The sequence below is a fragment of the Acinetobacter sp. BIGb0196 genome, from assembly GCF_011759595.1.
In the GTDB taxonomy this organism is placed as follows: domain Bacteria; phylum Pseudomonadota; class Gammaproteobacteria; order Pseudomonadales; family Moraxellaceae; genus Acinetobacter; species Acinetobacter guillouiae.
Map to the genome: position 1 here is coordinate 1,255,451 of NZ_JAAOZA010000002.1, position 20,459 is coordinate 1,275,909.

Genomic DNA, 20,459 nt, shown 5'->3' on the forward strand with positions numbered 1-20,459 from the left:
TTTTGAATGCGGGAGATTCTATCTTAAAAATTGATTTTTTGATGCCCAATGTCCTAAATTGGAGATATAGTCGTGGGTTTTATCACGTGCCAGTTTGCTGTCCATACTGATTCATCACCACAATGGGGAATATTTTGAACACATCAAATTCTGATCAAGTTTCATCTGTCGTGATTACAGGAGGTACGCGTGGAATTGGTTTTGCTTTGGCAGAAGCTTTCTTAAAGTTAGGTTGGTCTGTGATGATTTCGGCACGAAATGCAGAGCAGTTAAATCAAGTTGTTGCAGACTTTGCGCAACGCTATGCACTAAATCGAATTTATGGGGTGGCTTGTGATGTGGCTCAATATAAAGATTTACACAATTTATGGGAAGAAACAGTTTTAAAGTTTGGTCAGGTCAATGTTTGGATTAACAATGCTGGTACCTGTAATGCAGCAAGGGCATTTACCGATATTGCTAGCTCAGACTTAGAAAGTGTAATCAAAACCAATGTGCTTGGTACGATGTTGGGTTCGCAAGTGGCTTTAAAAGGAATGATACAGCAAGGTTTTGGGCAAATTTTTAATATGGAAGGTTGGGGCAGTCGTGGCGAGTGGAGTGCAGGGATGACGCCTTATGCAACCAGTAAACGAGCAGTTGCTTATCTGAATCATGCTTTAAATAAAGAAACCAAGAATAGTAATATTTTGATTGGAACACTCAGCCCCGGAATGGTGGCAACGGATTTATTGATTTCTTCTTGGCAACAAGGTGAAGTTAAAAACTGGCATAAAATGAAATGGTTATTTATGTTTGTGATTGATCCACCTGAGCAAGTGTGTGGTTATTTAGCAGAACGCATCAGCAAGAATAAAAAGAGCAATACGCGTATTGTTTGGATGACACCATGGCGTTTGTTGCTTCGGTTTTTCCAACCTTATTATTGGAAAAGAAATCCGGTACAGGGGACGGCTTTAGATCAGCTTAAGGAATAGGAATTTTTGATTCTTTAGTTGCCTCTATCCGTTTTTGTACACGAATTCATCTTTTTATATTATATTTGAGATTGATAATGGCGAGAAAACAATAATGAAAAAGTTAATAATAGGATTACTGACAGGATTTCTAAGTATGAGTGGATGGAGTGCTTGTACTTATGATTTAGATGTGACTCAAGCTACATTGAATTCTGAAGAACCAGGTTCTTTAATTTTTCCAAATAGATCAGGTCAAAAAGTTGGCTTTAATATTTTTTCAACTTCTACATTGAAATATTTTTTAGCGACAAATAATAATGTTACTCTCAATTCTAGCGGCATCACTGTACCATCAAGCTCTATTTATGCTTATGAATATAAATTTAAAGTTCCTAAAAATCAGTTATTAAGTACAGAACAATTATTATTTTTTCCTGTAGCCCATATCGGGAAAAATGGCGGTCAATCAACCTTTTTAAGTAATGTTGGGTATACCAATGCATCAACAGAAAATAGTGCTGTAAATAAATTTACTATAAGCGATCCTAATGCGAATACTTCTTTAGTCGAATTAAATATTTCAAACAACAGTAATGACTATCAATACATAGGCATTTATATAAACCCAATTTCAAAACAAGCAGGATTTATTGTGAATGGCGTGAATAAAGGTTACTTATCAAATTACACTTTACCTGTAATTAATTCATTTTTTATGATTGCTGCTGGTTTAAATGGAATATCACCCAACTCCCCCAATATTGGAAAAGAGGTTTCAATTGAATTAATTACAGATGCTACAAAAATGACACAGTCTTATCCAACAGGTACAACTGATATTTGTGGCAATACAATTTGAATTATTCTTTAAAATATAACGAACTAATTTTAACAACAATATTTTGATTGGAATATTAAGTCCCGAAATGTTGGCCACGGATTTATTGATTTCTTCTTGGCAGCAAGGTGAAGTTAAAAACTGGTATGAAATGAAATGGTTATTTATGTTTGTGATTAATCCACCTGAGCAAGCATGTGGTTATTTGGCGGAACGCATCAGCAAGAATAAAAACAGCAATGTGCGTATTGTCTGGATGACACCATGGCGTTTAGTAATTCGATTTTTCCAACCTTATTATTGGAAAAGAAATCCTGTGCAAGGGATAGCTTTAGATCAACTGAAGGAATAGTGGTTTAAATTTGGAGTTTGATTAAAAATAACAATGGAAAAGCTTAGTCCAGCACTACTTATTTTATAAAATACAGAGTAGTGCATGCATCTGTTTTAGGAAAAAATAAAGGACTTGAACTTGAATGAATATATTTCTTATAATCTAACAAGATTTGGTAGAAAATCTTAATAAAAAATTTACCAAATTCACATCATGCTCTTTAGTACAACAGTATTTCATATGACTAGAGCATTTATAAATAGAGCATTCAGTGCTGAAAATATTTGAATAATTAAGGGGCTTTTATGTTTATTAAATTCAGTTTAACAATAATTAGTCTATTCGCTACAACAATACTTTGGGCAGGATCAGATTGGGATTATCAAAACCCCAAAGATTGGGCGAGTGCGAATCAAAAATTTCAATCGTGTGCAGGTGTAAATCAATCTCCAATTGATATTCGAGATACGGTGACTGCGAATTTACCGCCATTGGAATTTAATTATCACACTACAGCAAAGTCTGTACAAAATATTGGTCATACGATGCAGATTGAGTTTAATCAAGGAGCAAGTTTAGTTTTAGATGGGCAGACTTTTTTACTGGAACAATTTCATGTACATAGTCCAAGTGAAAACAATATTAATGGTCAAAGCTATCCCATGGAATTACATTTAGTGCACGCTTCAGACAAAGGTGAATTGGCAGTTGTCGCATTAATGTTTCAATATGGATTGGAGAATGAAAAACTAAAACATATCTGGAATTCCTTGCCTAAAAATGTGGGTGAAAGTAATCAGCTATATTCAAAAAATAAAGCAGACAGCTATTTACCCAATAACTTAGAGTATTACCGTTTTAATGGGTCTTTAACAACACCGCCGTGTTCAGAAGGAGTCCGATGGGTGGTGTTTAAGGAAATTCAGCAGGCGTCGAATGAGCAAATTGAGTCTTTTATGGAGTTAATGGGACATCCAAATAATCGTCCGATACAACCGATTGGCGCACGGTTGATTTTGGAGTAATTCAGGGTAAAAAGTAGATCAGAGGATCTACTTTTTTAATTCTTTTGTGGAATTTGCTTAGAAAAATTCTTTTAATTTTTTTTGCACTAAAGTTATTCGTTATTGGAATGATGATGTGTTAAATCAGACTGAGGTGGTGTTGGATGGTTTGCGGAATATCTGTATTGAATTGAAAGACACCTCTCCCTAACCCTCTCCTGGAAGGAGAGGGAACCTCATTGGGTATTAAATAACTATTAAATTCTCAAAGAGTGTTTCTTCCACATTTTGGGGAAGATTGAGGTGGTGGAGTTTATGCAAATATTTTAGTTGCCTCTCTTTAATCCTCTGTTGAAAGGAGAGAGAAACCTATTGTGTATCGAATGATTATTAAACTCTCAAAGAGTGTTTCTGCCACATTTTGGGGAAAATTAAGGTTGTGGAATTTTATGCACATATTTTTAGCCACCTCTCTTTAGCCTTTTTCTGAAAGGAGAGAACTCCATTGTGTATCGAATAATTATTAAATTCTCAAAGAATGTTCCTTCCACGTTTGATGGAGATTGAGGTGGTGGAATTTATACAAACATTTTAGTTACTTCTCTTTAGCCTTCTTCTGGAAGGAGAGAAATTTATTGTGTATCAAATAAAGATAAAATTAGTAACGGAAGTCCCCTCTCCCCGTGGGAGAGGGTTAGGGAGAGGGAAAATAAAATGAAGCTAAACCCCAAATTATTAGAATACGCTAAATCTATGCGACACGATGCCACAGATGCCGAACATCTTATGTGGCAACTTTTACGAGCTCAACGATTTATGAATTTAAAGTTTCGTCGTCAACATGTGATTGAGCCTTATATTGTTGATTTTTACTGTCATGAATTGGACTTAGTGGTTGAGTTGGATGGTGGTCAACATAATACAGATGTGGTCGTAGCTTATGATAATGAAAGAACTCAGTTTTTAGAGGCCTTGGGACTTAAAGTTATCCGTTATTGGAATGATGATGTATTGAATCAGACTGAAGTGGTGTTAGCGGATTTGTGGAATATCTGTATTGAATTGAAAGACACCTCTCCCTAACCCTCTCCTGGAAGGAGAGGGAACTCCATTTTTGAATTCAGATTTTCATGAAATCAAATGATACTCCCTCTCCCTATGGGAGAGGGTTGGGGTGAGGGTAATTAATATTTTTAAAAAACAAATATTTATTTTTAATAATTTAAATTATAATTTTGCGATAATTTAAATTTTTTAATAAAAAGTGAGTACTATGATTTTAAATTTGTTGATAATTTTGGCTTTGTTGATTTTTATCACTCTTGTTGTCATCGTAATAAAAAATAGTAAAAGTTCAAAAGATACGTCTTATCCTCATCAAAAAGAAATGAATGATTCGCAATCAACATATTGGACTGAAAGTTTCAAAGTCCAATCAGATGAAAAGCGTAAAGACATGATTGATGCTGAAAAAATTGGCTTTTTAAAACTGAGTTTAAAAGACGATGGTTTGATTGATTTAAAGCATCAACTCAATCTTTCAAATATACAAATGGATGTATTGATTCAAGAAGCTCCTAAGTCGCTTAATCGATTGATTATAGATTTTGGGTGTGTCTATGATCATGATGGTGACGAAGATGTCCGATATGTACCTGTAGAGCTTTGTACAGAGAGTGTTACATTAAATTTTGATCAGGCTTTTTTTTGTTGTTTTTACTTGGCGGATCGAGAGATTTATTCATACAATATTTCTGATCGCTGGAGTGATGAAAATGCAACTTTGGAACAAGCTTATAAGCAATTTACTCAAAAGTTAGCAATCTTACTTAAACAGGGATGGAAAAATTATTATTTACCTCATGATGCTAGATATGCAGTTTCATGCGAAGAACGTTTATTAAAAGAGCAACAGCATACAATTTTACCTAATCAATCCATTTTATCTTTTGAACAATTTTGTAATTGTCTAGAGGGTGAACTTCATGCAATTGATCTCAATCTTTATTTAGATGGGATCTATATGAGTGTTTTTTATGATGATGCATTTTCGGTTTCGTTCGAAATAAATAAGGCAAATAATTTGTTATCTTATAAAAGTTATTGTCCAGAAGGTCTTGATGATGTGAATGAAATTGACGCTTACAAAGTAAAGGCTAAACTACTTCGCTACAAAGCAGAGCAAGAAGCGAGACAACATGGTTTTGAAATTGATGAAAGTTATACTGACCCGATATAAATCAAGAAATTATTCAATTCAGTGTTCAGAATCATGAAAGATGATCACAATCATTTGTCATCATCATTGAGATAAACTCTTCAAAACTGTTACAAACCTTATTATGCGTATTACAGATTTCATAAATGCCGAATTCATTGCCATGTTCGTCTAGTTTTACTGCATATGCAGTCATCCAGAGTAAGAATTCAGAGAATACAAAACAATTTGCATGAGGAAAGTTTTCAATCCCTTTTAAATCTTTTACAGGTCTAAATTCAGCTAAAGAAAAGAAAGAATAGCCCTCATCACCAAAATTGGCTTCACCTGTACCATTGAAAAAAATAAAATATTCTTTAAAAATTTGTGGAAGTCTAACTCCGTATTTTTGTTCAAATTTTAACGTTTCTAACAATGTAGTCGGTTGATTGATACGTATATTTTGATTGATGAAATGTTGTTTTAATTTTTGAATAACCATAATTATTTTACTCAAAAAAAGAAGGAAGCTTAATTAAGCTTCCTTCTTTAGAGGCAAAATTGCAAGCTTCGCTTAAAGCGCTGCAATCTGTTCCATATTGGCTTTAATCTTGGCTAACTGATCTACAAATTCAGCAAGTTTAACTTTTTCACCTTCAACAACAGCAGCAGGTGCTTTAGCCACAAAGCCCTCATTTGCAAGTTTAGAAGCAATTTGGTCATGCTGTTTTTGAACTTTGTCTAAGTCTTTTTGCAAACGAGCAAGTTCTGCTTTCGGATCAATCAAACCTTTCATTGGAACAAATACAGACACATGACCAACGACAGAAGATGAAGACAACGGCGGTTGCTCAGCATCTGCTAAGAAGGTAATGCTTTCAACTTTAGCCAAAGCCTTAAAAAGTGGTTCAATACGTGCAATTTGTGCTTTTTCAGCATCAGTCGCGTTTTGAAGCAATACAGGTAATAAACGTGCATTACCTAAGCCCATTTCGCCACGAATATTACGTACAGCGCCAATTAAGCCTTGTAGCCCAAGCATATCCGCTTCAGCCTGATCATTGATACGTTCAGGATTTGGAACAGGGTATGGCGCAAGCATGATGGTTTCACCACCAATACCAATCATTGGTGCAAGGGTTTGCCAAATTTCTTCAGTTAAGAATGGCATGATTGGATGCGCAAGACGTAAAGATGCTTCCATTACAGAAAGAAGGACACGACGAACTTCTGCTTTACGCTCAGCTGATACGTTTTCATCATTCAGTACTGGTTTGGTCAGTTCAACATACCAGTCACAGTATTCATTCCAGATGAACTCATAAATCGCTTGAGCAGCCAAATCTAAACGGTAGGTTGCAAACGCTTGTTGAACGGCAGCTTCCGCTTTTTGTAAACGGCTGACAATCCATTGTTCAGGAAGTTCCCAAAGATCTTGACGGATTTCCTGACCAATTGGCTGTTGTTCACAGTTCATCATTACGAAACGGGTTGCGTTCCAGATTTTGTTGGCAAAGTTACGATAGCCTTCAACACGTTTCATATCGAACTTAATGTCACGGCCTGTATTGGCAAGTGCACAGAAAGTAAAACGAACCGCATCTGTACCGTAAGCTTGAATACCTTCAGGAAATTCTTTACGTGTAGATTTCTCAATTTTTGGTGCATCTTTAGGGTTCATTAAACCAGTGGTACGTTTTTGTACTAAGGTTTCAAGATCTACACCATCAATCAAATCTAATGGGTCGAGTACGTTCCCTTTAGATTTAGACATTTTTTGACCTTCACCGTCACGAACCAAACCATGTACATACACGGTTTTAAATGGAACTTGCGGTGTGCCATCTTCATTTTTCATGAAGTGCATGGTCATCATGATCATTCGGGCAACCCAGAAGAAAATGATGTCAAAACCTGTTACCAATACATCCGTTGGGTGGAATGTATTTAAGAAATAGTTTTCTTTATCTTTTGCTTCATCACCGGTCCAACCCAGTGTAGAGAAGGTCCAAAGACCTGAAGAGAACCATGTATCCAGTACATCTTCATCTTGATTTAATTCAATATCAGCAGCGATATTGTTTTTTTCACGAACTTCTTCTTCAGAACGACCAACATATATGTTGCCTTCTGCATCGTACCAAGCTGGGATACGGTGACCCCACCACAATTGACGAGAAATACACCAGTCTTGAATGTTGTTCATCCAAGCCATATACATATTGCTGTATTGTTCAGGCACAAACTTAATATCGCCATCTTTTACTGCTTTGATTGCAGGCTCTGCAAGAGGCGCAATCTTGACATACCATTGGTCGGTCAATAATGGTTCAATGATCACACCTGAACGGTCACCACGTGGTGGTTTCAGCGTATAGGGTTGAATTTGGTCTAACCAACCTTCAGCTTCAGCTTGTGCAACCAATTTTTTACGTGCAGCAAAGCGCTCTAAACCAATATAATCAGCTGGTGCTGGGATGGTTTTAGAAATCGCTTCGCCAGCTTTTGCGATAAACTCAAAATCAGCTAAAACTTCGGCATTTTTGTTGAAAATGTTGATGATTGCAAGTTCACAACGCTTGCCTACTTCATAGTCATTGAAGTCATGTGCAGGGGTGATTTTTACACAGCCTGTACCGAATTCTTTATCGACATATTCATCTTTAACAATCGCAACCGCACGACCTGTAATCGGCAGGATAATATTTTTACCAACAAGGTGTGCATAACGTTCGTCATCTGGAGCAACTGCAACAGCAGTATCACCCAGTAATGTTTCTGGACGGGTTGTTGCAACTACTAAATAATCGTGACCGTCTTGAGTACGTAGAGACTTATCTTCAAAGAAGTATTTGAAGTGCCACAATGAACCTTGTTCTTCTTTATCTGATTCAACTTCTAGGTCTGAAAGTGCAGTTTGTAGTTTAGGGTCCCAGTTTACCAAGCGTTTGCCACGGTAAATCAAACCTTGTTCATGCAGTTTTACAAATACTTCTTTAACAGCATTTGAAAGGCCATCATCCATGGTGAAACGTTCACGTGACCAATCTACAGATGAGCCAAGACGACGAATTTGACGGGTAATTGTGCCGCCAGATTGTTCTTTCCATTCCCAAATTTTGTCGATGAACTTTTCACGCCCTAAATCATGACGACTAATGTCTTGAGCTGCCAATTGACGCTCAACCACCATTTGCGTTGCAATACCCGCATGGTCAGTACCCGGTTGCCATAAAGTATTTTTACCAGACATACGGTTGTAACGTGTCAAGGCATCCATGATGGCATTGTTAAAACCATGACCCATGTGCAAGCTACCTGTGACGTTCGGTGGCGGAATCATGATACAGAATGAATCGCCTTTACGAGACGGTTGGAAATAACCTTTCTCTTCCCAAGTCTTGTACCATTTTTTCTCGATCTCGGTAGGATCGTAGGTTGTAGCAATATTTTGCGCTGAATCAGTCATAGTAAAAACAGATCAAAAGTAAGTAAAAAATTGCATTCATTGTAGCAAATATTCATTAGGAATGTTGATTCCTGTTATGGCATATTTATCTTGAATTAAATGCAGCAATCAAAACATGAGAATACAAGATGCATTTGTTGTTTTTATCGATCTTAAATATGACAAATGTTGGATATTGTGGGGTTTTAACTGAGTCATATTTACAAATGCGTGTTTTAGATATTTGATTTGTTGAGAGTATTTGTGATTGATATTCAACAGATAGCAGTAGTTAAAGACAATGCAAGATATTTCAAGTTTTGCTAAGATCAAAATTGAATAGGACAAAACAACAAAAGGACACATAACAATGCAGTATAAAATCGATTTATTGATTAAACAGCAGACTTACCAAGAGTTAAAAAGCATTACCCAAAGTTTGAATCATGGCGAAAAAAGAGATCTGGCAAAACAATTAGGTAATGTCTTTACGGAAATGTCATGCCAAGTGCTGGATCAGGTTTTTGGAACCTTACTTGATGAACAACGTAAAAATGATGCACTAGATGCGACAGGGAAGAAAAAGCTCAAAGAAGCTGAACAGATTTTTGATCAGATTGAAGGGGCATTAAAAAAATATATGCCGTGGTCAATTTCCTTTTTTAGTAATGATCGTCTAAAGCCTGTGGCAAACCATATTCTTAAAAAGTTTGAAGATTCAGATGCAACTGAAGTGGTGATGTATTACCAATTAGACCGTAGCTTAGGGCAAGAAGCGACTAGCAATATTCAAAAGGTCATTCAAGGGGATACCAGTGCTTTGCCTGTGACACTAAAAAATTTGGTTAAAATTATTGACCTCGGTGTATCAGAATTTATCCGTGACCCTAAGACTTTGTTAAAATTTAACTTTGTGGTCGATAAAACCTTAAATGGTGTGATTAATATGATCACCAGTACTGGCTATAAACGCTTAGAAAAAGTTGGCGATGAATACAATCCTCGCAATGTAGAAAAGGCGCAACATTATGCAGAACATTTTAAAAAGTTTTTAGTTGAAGGTTAGTTTTTAAAAGCAAATCACTTGATTGATTTGGTGGGTCACGTGGTCTAATATTTATTCACCATATTCAAGAGCATAATAAAATGGAAAGCTTAGAAGGAAAGGTGGTTTGGATTACAGGCGCATCTTCAGGGATTGGTAAAGCCTTGGCTGCTGAATGTGCTTTACAAGGTGCACAAGTGGTTTTAAGTGCAAGACGTTTAGAAGAACTTGAAAAAGTTCGTATAAGTCTTCTTAACCCAGATCATCATATTTCTGTGGCAATGGATATTACCGATGAAGCACAAGTACGCCATGCATATGAACAAGTCTTAGATGAGAAAGGGCGTATTGATTGGTTGATCAACAATGCGGGTTTAAGCCAAAGGGCACTGATTGCTGATACCACAATGCAAACTGAACGTGCGATTATGGAAATTGATTACTTCTCTCAAGTGTTTTTGACCAAATTGGTTTTACCAACCTTTTTAGCTCAAAAATCTGGGCGAATTGCGTATATTTCTAGCGTTGCGGGCTTATTGGGGACGCAATATCGGGCATCTTACTCTGCAGCAAAAGCAGCGATTCATATGTGGGCAAACAGTTTACGCGCAGAAGTGGCACAAGATGGTGTTAATGTTTCTGTTATTTTCCCTGGTTTTGTAAAAACCAATGTATCTTTCAATGCCTTAAATGGTGCAGGAAAAGCACAGGCACATCAGGATGAAGCCATTGAAAATGGATTAGAAGCTGATGATTTTGCGCAGAAAACAGTTTCCGCTTTATTAAAGGGTCAAGAATATATTGTCGTGGGTGGGCGTAAAGAAAAATTGGGTGTGTTGGTTTCTCGTCTATCACCATCGACACTTTATAAAATGATTCGCAAGATGAAAGTAAAGTGATTGAAAATTCATAAATTTTGCCTGTATTGATAAGGCGTTTATATATTGTATAAGCGCTTTTTCTTAATATTTTCCGTCTCTATCTTTAAGCACAAAAAAAGATGTTAAATCTAATGAAAATAATTTTTAAAATCATCAGTCTACAATTCCTATTGATCAGTGCTGTTTATGCAAATATTTGTGATGATACTCAAGTTGTCGCGCAAATATTGAAGCAGGCTAAAATTGTAAAGCTTGAACAGTCTTTAATCGACTGTAAAATCGATCCGGTCGATAATTCAAATATGATCATGGCCTATGCCCAATGGATTCCTGTAAAAGGACATCCAGAAGAAGGGGATTATGCTTTAGACTTATTTAAGTTTAATCCAAAAAATTTAAAGCTTATTTATCACTATGCTGTTGCAGAACGCATGGTTTCGGACGCAATTAGCTTAAATTCTATTGAGCTGGATACTGCAAATTATAAAGTCACTGATTCAAATCGAGCTTTGGGTCTAAGATTAAATTACTCGGGTCACTCACAGCCCTTTCCTTTTTCTATGCAACTTTTAAATTTATATGACCTTAAAAATAAACAACAAATTCTGGACAGCTTGATTGTGACACGTAATCGGGCAGAAATAGATATGCATTGTAATGCAGATATTGAAGAACGCGCTTCTACCTTAGTCATGCGGTCAACCCAAACCAAGAAATATACGGATATTTTGGTCAATAGCAAAATTAAACGCTACCAGACGCAAGTGATAAACGAGGATTGCCAAGAAGTTAATCATCACTCATCGCAACAACGGTTTGTTTTAAAATTTGATGGGAAAAAATATCAATTTCCTAAAAGTTTTAAAGATGAATATCAGTATCGATAGGCAATATAAGCAGTTGGATAGTAATGCTGATTATTAAACATTCATCTTCTCGTTCGCGAGTAAAAATAGCAGTGAGCTAAAAGATGAATGCTTTTAAAATAACAGGATATTTGAAAGGGTAAAAATCGAATGCTTAATGTATTTTATTGAAGTAGTTTAATAATAATTCAGCATTTTTGCCTCTTAATTGCCATGACATACAGCGCACACCACCACCCATATGGCACACCTGTGCAGAGTGAATTGGAATGACTGTTCGTTTGGTTAGACGACGAATTTGCTGTAATGCCAGTGCATCTTGTTTAATACCAAATTGCGGAAAATAAATATGCTCAGGCGTAACCAGCATATTAGTATATAAACCACAAGCCGAACCAAATTTTTCATCATAGATCTCACTGCCATCATAAGGCGTGGTGATTTCATGAATTTTGATATCTGGAATACCGCGTTTTAAATCAATTTTTAACTGTTTGGCGTAGTCGGGGTCTTCAGGATAGGTGTTAATCACTAAAGTATTCTGATCTATAAAGCTTACGACACCATCCGCATGTTCTAAACCACCTTGTTCATCCGCCTCAATAAATGCAATATGTTTAGCGCCCGTTAAACGGATCAGCTGTGCTCTAGCTTGGGTTTCGGTTAAATGATTGTCAGCTAAGAACTTTGTGCTTAACACAACATTGCCATAACCATCTTCAACCCAATTACCGCCATCATTGAGCAGTTGAGTCTGGGTAAATTTTAAACCAGCTTTTTGACTATAGACTTTAAAGTCTGCTTGAACATCATCAGAAATAGCTTGAGCTTTTTTGGTTCCACCTTGTCCTGCAGCGGTATATCGAAAAAGAATAGGTTGATTGGGATTGGCACTACTAAAATCACGCATCCAAATATCTTGCATAGGCGCGATGGTGACATGCTGTTTACCCAATGCTTTGACATAATCAGGGTAAAGTTGTTGATCGGTTAAGATCATCACATTGTCACCATTTTGAATAATTTTCTTTGCATAATCGACGTGGAAATCAAAGATATCATCGATTTTTTCTGCATAGTACTTATCCTGACTTTGTGGCGAAGCCAATACAATCAATTCTGCATTTATTGTGAATGGAAGCATAGACAGTAATCCGATACTTATTTTAAGTGCTAAAGCTTTCATGATGTCTAACCTGTTCATGAAGTTAAAATTCTTTCATTTTTGTTATGGTCAAGGTATTCCCAGATCTTTACATCACCAGAATACAAAACCAGAAAGTCCAACAGCGATTATGTATTCTGATGAAAAAATCATGATGATTATTTAAAAAAAGATGAGTGAGATTAAGTTGCTGTTCCGTAGGCAAACACTTCAACCATCCCACCTTGCATACCGAGTTCTGTAGTACTTAAACGTAAGCCCATGATATGCGTTGCTCCAATATTTTCAGCTTCCTGTTTTAATCTGACAATCGCTTCTCGACGTGCGCGATCGACGACACTCTCATAGGTGGTTAAACGACCACCAAAGAAGTTCTGAATTTGCGCGATAATAAATTTAAAATAATCATGTGAAATCACTACATTACTACTGATGAGTTGCCCATGCTTTTCAGAGACTTGGAACTTATTGGTATCAATTCGAATATGAGCAAGCCGCTGTTCATTGTCTGCCAATTCTTTTAAATGCTTTTGTTCGATAAAACGTCCAAACCCCCAGCCAATAAAAAACAGAACCAGTGTGAGCCCAATTTTAAAAATTAAACCATCCATCTGTTTCGCCTATTTTGAAAATGGGTCAGGAAGTTGTGTTGTGGTCGGTTCAACAATGACCGCAGTACCATAGACAAAAAGTTCTGAAGCACCTTGCGCAATATTAGACGTAGAAAAACGGATACCGACAATTGCATTGGCACCTAAAACACGTGCTTTTTCAATCATACGATTCATGGCTTCTTGACGTGATTCTTCTAATAATTCGGTATAGCCTTTGAGTTCACCACCGACAATATTTTTTAGACCAGCCATAAAGTCACGTCCGACATGTTTACTGCGGACCGTGCTTCCATAAACGACATCAAGCTGTTGCTTTATGACATGTGCTGGAACAGTTTCTAAATTACTGAGTTTCATTTTAAATATTCATTGATGATGTCTTGCTTTAAACATAGGAAATTATCCATCAAAAAGCAATAAAAAAAGCCCACCGAAGTGAGCTTTGATTATCAAACTGAGATTAACTGACTTTTTTATCTTTTGAATGATATTTCAATTCAGATGAAGAGGCCGGTTGTGCAATTTGATCCGCAGTGTTGGCTTTTAGACCACCACCAAGGGTTTTATAAACTTCTACCTGATTGTTTAAGTTTGCTTGCTCTAATAGCAATAAACCTTGTTCAGCAGAGTAAGAAGTACGTTGAGCATCTAAAACAGTTAAGTAACTATCAATACCAGCACGGAAGCGGGCATTTGAAAGTTTATAGGTTGTATTGGTTGCATCAACTAAACGTTTTTGAGCAGAAAGACGATCACCAATATTTTGGCGAGTCGCTAATGCATCATTGACTTCACGGAAAGCAGATTGAATTGATTTTTCATAGTCAGATAACGCAATTTGTTGATCTGTTTCTGAAATCTTAATGTTCGCTTTACGTGTACCCCAATCCCATAACGGAATATCAAGACTAGGACCTAAAGACCAAACGAAAGCACCTGATTTAAATAAATCACTTAAATCAGTAGATGCATAACCTGCAGTACCCGTCAAACTGATGGTTGGGAATAAGCGTGCTTTCGCAGCACCGATATTCGCACCAGCAGCAGAAAGTTGGTATTCAGCCGCTTTGACGTCTGGACGGTTGTTCAGCAAGTCACTTGGTAAACCAGAAGCGAACGCAGCATTTGAGGTAATACGCGTTACACGTTGTGTTGGCAATAAGTTGTCTGGAACTGATTGTCCAACAAGCAGATTTAGCAAGTTCTGAGCTTGTGCAATTTGAGTCTTATAATTGGCAACATCATTACGTGCGGTTTCAACAGAAATCTGAGCCTGACGAACAGGCACTTCACTGTCGATACCGACATCAAAACGTTTTTTGTTGAGGTTATAAGAGTCAAGCTGCGCTTTTAATGTTTGGTCAGCGAGCTTAAGTTGTGCGCTGGCAAAAGAGTAATTTAACCAAGCTTGTGCAACTTGACTAATTAAGCTGATTTGCGTTGCATCACGCGCACTTGCAGTCGATAAATAAGTATCAAGCGCATTGTCTTTTAAACTTTTTACCCGACCCCAGAAGTCTAACTCATAAGCAGTTACACCAAGACCCACATTATAACGTGTTTGAGCACCTACACCTTGATCCTGACGTAACAGACCACCACTTGCACCAATCGTTGGTAACTGATTGTTTTCAGTGATTTGATAGGCTTGTTGAGCACGTTGAATGTTCAATGTTGCTGTACGTAAATCACGGTTATTGGCTAAAGCAAGATCAAGCACTTGAAGTAAGCGTTGATCTGCAAAAAACTCTTTATAACCTTGTTCAGCAATAGATGTACCACCGTTATTTTGAATATAACCTGTTGGTATGTTCGCTTGAGCTACGGGTTCTGGGCCACGCATGCTTTGACAAGCTGTCAAAGCAAGCGCAAGTGCAGATACCGCAATGCTACGACCTGAAATAGACCATACTTTTTGCATCACGATTTATGCTCCTGAATATTTTGATTTTTAGGTTTGTACTTAAAGATACTACGAATCCATACGAAGAACACAGGAATAAAGAAGATACCTAAAAGTGTTGAGCTAATTACACCACCTAATACACCATAACCGACTGAGTGTTGGCTACCGGCACCAGCACCGCTTGATAAAGCAAGTGGTAATACACCGAAACCGAACGCTAAGGTTGTCATGATAATTGGACGTAAACGCATTTTTGCAGCATGCAATGTCGCTTCAAACAATTCTTCACCTTGTTCTTGCAACTCTTTTGCAAACTCTACAATCAAAATCGCATTTTTTGCAGACAAACCGATGACTGCAACGATCGCGACTTGGAAGTAGATGTTAAATGATAAGTTAGGATCACCTTTGATGACCATGCCCAACCAGGTTAAAGTAAATGCACCAATAACACCTAAAGGTACGACTAGCAATACTGAAACAGGGATAGACCAACTTTCATATAAAGCTGAAAGGCAAAGGAATACAATAAGTAAAGAAAGAATCAAAAGCGGAACAGTTTGACTACCAGATTCACGTTCTTCTAAAGACAGACCCGTCCATTCATAGTCGAAACCTGTTAAGCCCATAGACGGTAACTTACCAATAATTTCTTCCATGGCAAGCATCGCATCTCCCGAACTTACACCCGGTGCTGGAGTACCTTGAATGTTCGCAGAAGCTACACCGTTATAACGCTCAAGACGAGGTGAACCATAGGTCCATTGACCTGTTGCAAATGCAGAGAATGGAACCATGGTGCCGCTATTGTTACGTACATACCATTTGTTTAAGTCTTCAGGCATCATACGAGCGTTTGATTCGCCTTGAACATAAACTTTTTTCACACGACCACGGTCAACGAAGTCATTGATATAAGAACCACCCCACGCCATGCTCATGGTCGAATTAATATCCGCAATACTGACTCCCATTGCACCAGCTTGCGCTTGATCAATGTTGATTTGATATTGAGGGGTATCTTCTTGACCATTTGGACGAACACCTGCAAGACGTTTGTCTTGAGAAGCCATACCTAAAATAGCATTACGTGCAGCAATAAGTTTATCGTGACCTTGACCACTTGCATCTTTTAATTGGATGTCAAAACCTGATGAAACACCTAATTCAGGCATTGCAGGTAATTGCAATGGCATGATGTATGATGCATCTTTTACAATCATATTCAGTGCCATACCGCGTTGAATAATGGCGCCAATTTGTGATTCAGGTGTGGTACGTTCACTCCAGTCTTTCAATTTAATAAAAGCTAAACCAGCATTTTGCCCGACACCTGTAAATGAGAAACCAGAAACTGTAAAAATAGTATCTACATGTGCTTTTTCCTTATTTAAGAAGTAATCGGTCATGGTTGTGATGACTTTATCTGTTCGTTCAAGGCTGGCACTTGGTGGTAGCTGAACCAACGTCATAACTACGCCTTGGTCTTCTTCTGGTAAGAAAGAAGAGGGGAGCATTTTGTACAGTCCAACTAAGGCAACAATCACAGCAATATAGATCGCACCAGAGAATATCTTATGATGGGTCATACGATTGACACCACCTTGGTATTTCTCTGCTACTTTTTCAAAACTGCGGTTAAACCAACGGAAGAAACGCGCAAAAATGTTATTGCTTGGTTCTTGATTTGGATCATGCTGTTTTAACAATGTTGCACAAAGAGCTGGGGTAAAAGTTAAAGCAACGATTAAAGACAAAACCATTGCTGTAACGAGCGTGATCGAGAACTGACGGTAAATTACCCCCGTAGTACCACCAAAGAATGCCATTGGCACAAATACAGCAGTCAATACGCTGGTAATACCGACCAAAGCACCTGAAATTTGTTTCATCGATTTTTCAGTGGCTTCAACTGGACCGGCATGTTCTTCTTGCATTACCCGTTCGACGTTCTCAACCACAACGATGGCATCATCGACCAATAGACCAATCGCCAGTACCATGGCGAACATGGTTAAGGTATTGATCGAGAAGCCAAAAATATTAATAACTGCAAATGTCCCAAGTACAACCACAGGAACTGCCATTGTTGGAATAATCGTTGCACGCCAGTTTTGTAAGAACAAGAACATCACGAAGAATACAAGAACGATTGCTTCAATTAACGTATGTACCACACTTTCAATTGAAAGCTTAATAAACGGTGTGGTGTCATAAGCAATTTTATCTTTTAAGCCTTCAGGGTAGTTTTTACGCAATTCAGTTAAGCGTTTTTCTACAGCAGCGGCTGTATCAAGTGCATTTGCACCTGTTGCCAATTTAATTGCTACACCGCCCGCAGGGTTACCATTAAATTTAGAATCGAATTGATAACTGTCTGAACCTAATTCTACGCGTGCAACATCACCCAAACGAACTTGAGCACCAGAAGACGTGTTTTTTAGGAAGATGTTTTTAAATTGTTCAGGTGTTTGCAACATACTTTGCGCATTGACAGTCGCATTCAGGATTTGACCTTGTACAGCTGGAGCACCACCCAATTGACCTACAGCCACTTGTGAGTTTTGTGCACGAATGGCAGCAGCAATATCACTTGGTGTAACTTGCAAACTGGTCATTTTAGCTGGGTCTAGCCAGATACGCATTGCATATTGACCGCCAAAGACTTGAATTTCACCTACGCCTGCAACACGACTCAGTGGTTCAGAAATGTTTGAGTTTACATAGTCTTTAATGTCAGCGCCAGAAAGGCTGCCATCTGGCGAATAAAATGCAAGTACTTGCATAAAGCTCGCGCCAGATTTGGTCACTTTTACGCCTTGACGTTGTACATCTTCAGGTAAAAGTGCTGTCGCTGACTGTAATTTGTTCTGTACTTGAACCTGTGCAATGTCCGGATCAATACCTTGTTCAAAATTCAGGTTGATTGATGCCTGACCATTACCCGCACTGTTCGATGAGATATAACGTAAACCATCTAGACCATTCATTTGTTGTTCAATGATCTGAGTTACGGTGTTCTCAACAGTTTGTGCAGAAGCACCAGGATAAGTTGCAGCAATTGTCACTACAGGAGGAGCAATTGTTGGATACTGAGCAACAGGCATTTTTGTTAGCGTCAGAATACCCGCCAACATAATTACCAGTGCAATCACCCACGCAAAAATGGGGCGATGAATAAAAAATTGAGCCATATTCGTCTACCCCTTATGCATTTGAAGTAGCTTTTTGTTCACTGGATTTATTTTGTTGAACAGGTTGTGCTGCTGTACCTGGTTTAGCACCTGCTTGTGGTGCAGCCGCTTGAGGCTGATAAGGTTTAGCAACCACAGCTTGTTCTGGTTTTACTTTGGCAATACCATCAACAATCACTTTATCGCCAGTATTTAGGCCTTGAGTGACGATCCAATCTTTACCTTGAACACCTACAGTTGTTACAGGACGGCTTTCAACTACACCTTTTGCATTTACAAGCATTGCGATTGCTTGGCCAGTTGGTGTGCGTGTAATTGCTGCTTGTGGAACTAAGTAAGCATTTGGAATTACGCCTTGTACGATCTGCGCATTGGCAAACATACCCGGCAATAATAAATGATTAGGATTTGAGAAGACTGCACGTAAAGTCACAGAACCTGTGCTTGGATCTACACTAGCATCAGAAAATGCAAGGTTTCCTTCCACACCGTAGTAGCTACCATCTTCAAGTTTTAAACGAACTTTGGTGTTGTTGCTACGATCAATACTACCTTGGCTTAACTGTTGACGTAGACGTAATAACTCAGCACTTGATTGGCTGATGTCTACATAAATTGGGTCAAGTTGCTGAATCGTAACCAAAGCATTGGCTTGGTTTGCAGTCACCAAAGCACCAGCAGTGACTGAAGAACGACCAGATTGACCTGAAATAGGTGAACGAACAGTTGAATAACCTAGGTCAATTTGCGCATTTTTAACAGCAGCATTTGACGCTGCAATATCTGCTTCAGCAAGTTTGATTTGTGCAAGCAAATCATCAAACTCTTGCTTAGAAACAGCATTGATGCCGACAAGTTGACGATAACGATTTGCTTTAACCTGCAAGGCATTTAAGTTTGCTTGCTGACGTACTAAAGCTGCTTTTGCACTGTCTAAGTTTGCACGATTGATACTCGAGTCAATCTCATAAAGAGGTTGGCCTTCACGAACAAAACTACCTTCAGTAAACAAACGTTTTAAAATCACGCCATTTGTTTGTGGGCGAACATCAGAGATTTGATACGCTGAAGTACGACCAGAAAGTTCAACACTTTGTTCTACGCTTTGTGGCTGAGCAACAATGACACCAACTTCAGTCGGCGGCATTTTTTGGGCAGCACCACCAGCTTGTTGTGCTGATTTAGGATCTTTGCTGCAGCCTACAAGTGCAATACTTGTTGCGAGAGCACAAGCAGTAAGGGCAGGAGCCCAAAGCTTTGCCGACATCATTATTCCACCTCGTTTAGATTCTTATCTAAAAATAATTTGTTCTGTCTTAACGTTTCTCGTGACAGTATGAGCCATAAAATTGCAGCCCATATGACACCTATACCCCATCCAGTGAGTACATCAGTTGGGAAATGTGCCCCTAGATAAATTCTAGAGCCCCCCATGCTTAGAAACCATAAAAAGCCCCCCAAGCTAATCCATTTAACTTGGCGATGCTTTTGAAATATAAACATAATCGAACAGCATACAATCGCTGCATAAATACTGTGAGCACTAGGAAATGAAGCACCATAGGTTTGCACCATTTGGTAGATTTCATCGGGTCTAGGACGATTGACCAGATATTTGAGTATCCAACCAATTGCCGCAGCACCGAGCAGCCCAATACTGATCATCAGCACATTTGCATATTGTTTTAGACGTATGAAATATAAATTACATAGCCCTGCAATCACGATCATTGACGGTAAGCCGCCCAGATAGGATAGGGTGAGTGCTAGACCATTTAAGACCTCTAAACGGTGTGAACTCATCCATACAACGCTTGAAAAATCAAACTGTTGTATCTGGTTAATGTTTAAACCAACACTCCCAATAAGTAAACCTATACAGCCAATAAGGAGCAATACGTAAGGCATAAGTTAACCTAGAGTATATAAATTGCGTACGTTAAGTTTATTTAATCAACCGAAGTGTACTAGCCAGTACACTTTTTTTCAAGTGAGTAAATTTAGGTAA

At 38.1% G+C, this 20,459-nt stretch carries 17 protein-coding genes and 1 pseudogene; 9 read left to right on the plus strand and 9 right to left on the minus strand.

What is annotated here, in order from left to right; genetic code table 11:
- Nucleotides 1–134 precede the first annotated feature (134 nt).
- From FHR28_RS18565 to FHR28_RS18590, 6 genes and pseudogenes are all read left to right on the plus strand, one after another.
- Nucleotides 135–977: an SDR family NAD(P)-dependent oxidoreductase gene (locus tag FHR28_RS18565; RefSeq protein ID WP_228722103.1), complete on the plus strand. Its 843-nt coding sequence runs from the start codon at nt 135–137 to the stop codon at nt 975–977.
- Between the two features lie 94 nt (nt 978–1,071).
- Nucleotides 1,072–1,818 carry a DUF4882 family protein gene (locus tag FHR28_RS18570; protein ID WP_216076341.1) on the plus strand — a complete coding sequence of 249 codons (747 nt, stop codon included), beginning with the start codon at nt 1,072–1,074 and terminating at the stop codon, nt 1,816–1,818.
- Between the two features lie 40 nt (nt 1,819–1,858).
- Nucleotides 1,859–2,149, plus strand: a pseudogene (locus tag FHR28_RS18575) (SDR family NAD(P)-dependent oxidoreductase); the annotation flags it as partial.
- A 287-nt stretch (nt 2,150–2,436) separates the two neighbouring features.
- Nucleotides 2,437–3,156: a carbonic anhydrase gene (locus tag FHR28_RS18580; protein WP_154129509.1), complete on the plus strand. Its 720-nt coding sequence runs from the start codon at nt 2,437–2,439 to the stop codon at nt 3,154–3,156.
- A 693-nt stretch (nt 3,157–3,849) separates the two neighbouring features.
- Nucleotides 3,850–4,218, plus strand: a complete 369-nt coding sequence (locus FHR28_RS18585) for an endonuclease domain-containing protein (RefSeq protein WP_166783256.1) — start codon at nt 3,850–3,852, stop codon at nt 4,216–4,218.
- A 190-nt stretch (nt 4,219–4,408) separates the two neighbouring features.
- On the plus strand, nt 4,409–5,374 hold the full coding sequence (locus FHR28_RS18590; RefSeq protein ID WP_166783257.1) for a hypothetical protein: 966 nt from the start codon (nt 4,409–4,411) through the stop codon (nt 5,372–5,374).
- 31 nt (nt 5,375–5,405) lie between these two features.
- Here FHR28_RS18590 and FHR28_RS18595 read toward each other — a convergent pair whose 3' ends face one another.
- Nucleotides 5,406–5,834, minus strand: coding sequence for an SMI1/KNR4 family protein (locus FHR28_RS18595; RefSeq protein WP_154129507.1), 429 nt, complete (start codon nt 5,832–5,834; stop codon nt 5,406–5,408).
- 72 nt (nt 5,835–5,906) lie between these two features.
- Nucleotides 5,907–8,801: a valine--tRNA ligase gene (locus FHR28_RS18600; RefSeq protein ID WP_056514435.1), complete on the minus strand. Its 2,895-nt coding sequence runs from the start codon at nt 8,799–8,801 to the stop codon at nt 5,907–5,909.
- 349 nt (nt 8,802–9,150) lie between these two features.
- Between FHR28_RS18600 and FHR28_RS18605 the strand changes: the two genes are divergently transcribed.
- The 3 genes from FHR28_RS18605 (at nt 9,151) to FHR28_RS18615 (ending at nt 11,593) form a co-directional block, all read left to right on the plus strand.
- On the plus strand, nt 9,151–9,846 hold the full coding sequence (locus tag FHR28_RS18605; protein ID WP_004722586.1) for a hypothetical protein: 696 nt from the start codon (nt 9,151–9,153) through the stop codon (nt 9,844–9,846).
- 80 nt (nt 9,847–9,926) lie between these two features.
- Nucleotides 9,927–10,724: an SDR family NAD(P)-dependent oxidoreductase gene (locus tag FHR28_RS18610; RefSeq protein WP_004722584.1), complete on the plus strand. Its 798-nt coding sequence runs from the start codon at nt 9,927–9,929 to the stop codon at nt 10,722–10,724.
- A gap of 101 nt (nt 10,725–10,825) precedes the next feature.
- Nucleotides 10,826–11,593: a hypothetical protein gene (locus FHR28_RS18615; protein WP_166783258.1), complete on the plus strand. Its 768-nt coding sequence runs from the start codon at nt 10,826–10,828 to the stop codon at nt 11,591–11,593.
- 133 nt (nt 11,594–11,726) lie between these two features.
- Here the strand turns inward: FHR28_RS18615 and FHR28_RS18620 are convergent, their stop codons facing one another.
- The 7 genes from FHR28_RS18620 to FHR28_RS18650 form a co-directional block, all read right to left on the minus strand.
- On the minus strand, nt 11,727–12,758 hold the full coding sequence (locus tag FHR28_RS18620; RefSeq protein ID WP_166783259.1) for an agmatine deiminase family protein: 1,032 nt from the start codon (nt 12,756–12,758) through the stop codon (nt 11,727–11,729).
- A 161-nt stretch (nt 12,759–12,919) separates the two neighbouring features.
- Nucleotides 12,920–13,348 (minus strand): YbjQ family protein, encoded by a 429-nt coding sequence (locus tag FHR28_RS18625; protein WP_166783260.1) that lies wholly within the window; start codon nt 13,346–13,348, stop codon nt 12,920–12,922.
- A gap of 9 nt (nt 13,349–13,357) precedes the next feature.
- On the minus strand, nt 13,358–13,708 hold the full coding sequence (locus tag FHR28_RS18630) for a YbjQ family protein (protein WP_004722575.1): 351 nt from the start codon (nt 13,706–13,708) through the stop codon (nt 13,358–13,360).
- 103 nt (nt 13,709–13,811) lie between these two features.
- On the minus strand, nt 13,812–15,272 hold the full coding sequence (gene adeK, locus FHR28_RS18635) for a multidrug efflux RND transporter AdeIJK outer membrane channel subunit AdeK (protein WP_004722574.1): 1,461 nt from the start codon (nt 15,270–15,272) through the stop codon (nt 13,812–13,814).
- Nucleotides 15,272–18,451, minus strand: a complete 3,180-nt coding sequence (locus FHR28_RS18640; protein WP_004722571.1) for an efflux RND transporter permease subunit — start codon at nt 18,449–18,451, stop codon at nt 15,272–15,274. Before FHR28_RS18640 ends, adeK begins: the two co-directional genes overlap by 1 nt.
- Nucleotides 18,452–18,464: 13 nt before the next feature.
- On the minus strand, nt 18,465–19,721 hold the full coding sequence (locus tag FHR28_RS18645; RefSeq protein ID WP_035371662.1) for an efflux RND transporter periplasmic adaptor subunit: 1,257 nt from the start codon (nt 19,719–19,721) through the stop codon (nt 18,465–18,467).
- Nucleotides 19,721–20,359 carry a phosphatase PAP2 family protein gene (locus FHR28_RS18650; protein ID WP_004722566.1) on the minus strand — a complete coding sequence of 213 codons (639 nt, stop codon included), beginning with the start codon at nt 20,357–20,359 and terminating at the stop codon, nt 19,721–19,723. The genes FHR28_RS18645 and FHR28_RS18650 overlap by 1 nt, the downstream gene beginning before the upstream one ends.
- Between the last annotated feature and the right edge of the window lie 100 nt (nt 20,360–20,459).

Coding starts and splice junctions, on each gene's coding strand:
- FHR28_RS18570 (WP_216076341.1), top strand. CDS start 1,072: ATGAAAAAGTTAATAATAGGATTACTGACAGGATTTCTAAGTATGAGT.
- FHR28_RS18580 (WP_154129509.1), top strand. CDS start 2,437: ATGTTTATTAAATTCAGTTTAACAATAATTAGTCTATTCGCTACAACA.
- FHR28_RS18585 (WP_166783256.1), top strand. CDS start 3,850: ATGAAGCTAAACCCCAAATTATTAGAATACGCTAAATCTATGCGACAC.
- FHR28_RS18590 (WP_166783257.1), top strand. CDS start 4,409: ATGATTTTAAATTTGTTGATAATTTTGGCTTTGTTGATTTTTATCACT.
- FHR28_RS18595 (WP_154129507.1), bottom strand. CDS start 5,834: ATGGTTATTCAAAAATTAAAACAACATTTCATCAATCAAAATATACGT.
- FHR28_RS18600 (WP_056514435.1), bottom strand. CDS start 8,801: ATGACTGATTCAGCGCAAAATATTGCTACAACCTACGATCCTACCGAG.
- FHR28_RS18605 (WP_004722586.1), top strand. CDS start 9,151: ATGCAGTATAAAATCGATTTATTGATTAAACAGCAGACTTACCAAGAG.
- FHR28_RS18610 (WP_004722584.1), top strand. CDS start 9,927: ATGGAAAGCTTAGAAGGAAAGGTGGTTTGGATTACAGGCGCATCTTCA.
- FHR28_RS18615 (WP_166783258.1), top strand. CDS start 10,826: ATGTTAAATCTAATGAAAATAATTTTTAAAATCATCAGTCTACAATTC.
- FHR28_RS18620 (WP_166783259.1), bottom strand. CDS start 12,758: ATGAAAGCTTTAGCACTTAAAATAAGTATCGGATTACTGTCTATGCTT.
- FHR28_RS18625 (WP_166783260.1), bottom strand. CDS start 13,348: ATGGATGGTTTAATTTTTAAAATTGGGCTCACACTGGTTCTGTTTTTT.
- FHR28_RS18630 (WP_004722575.1), bottom strand. CDS start 13,708: ATGAAACTCAGTAATTTAGAAACTGTTCCAGCACATGTCATAAAGCAA.
- adeK (WP_004722574.1), bottom strand. CDS start 15,272: ATGCAAAAAGTATGGTCTATTTCAGGTCGTAGCATTGCGGTATCTGCA.
- FHR28_RS18640 (WP_004722571.1), bottom strand. CDS start 18,451: ATGGCTCAATTTTTTATTCATCGCCCCATTTTTGCGTGGGTGATTGCA.
- FHR28_RS18645 (WP_035371662.1), bottom strand. CDS start 19,721: ATGATGTCGGCAAAGCTTTGGGCTCCTGCCCTTACTGCTTGTGCTCTC.
- FHR28_RS18650 (WP_004722566.1), bottom strand. CDS start 20,359: ATGCCTTACGTATTGCTCCTTATTGGCTGTATAGGTTTACTTATTGGG.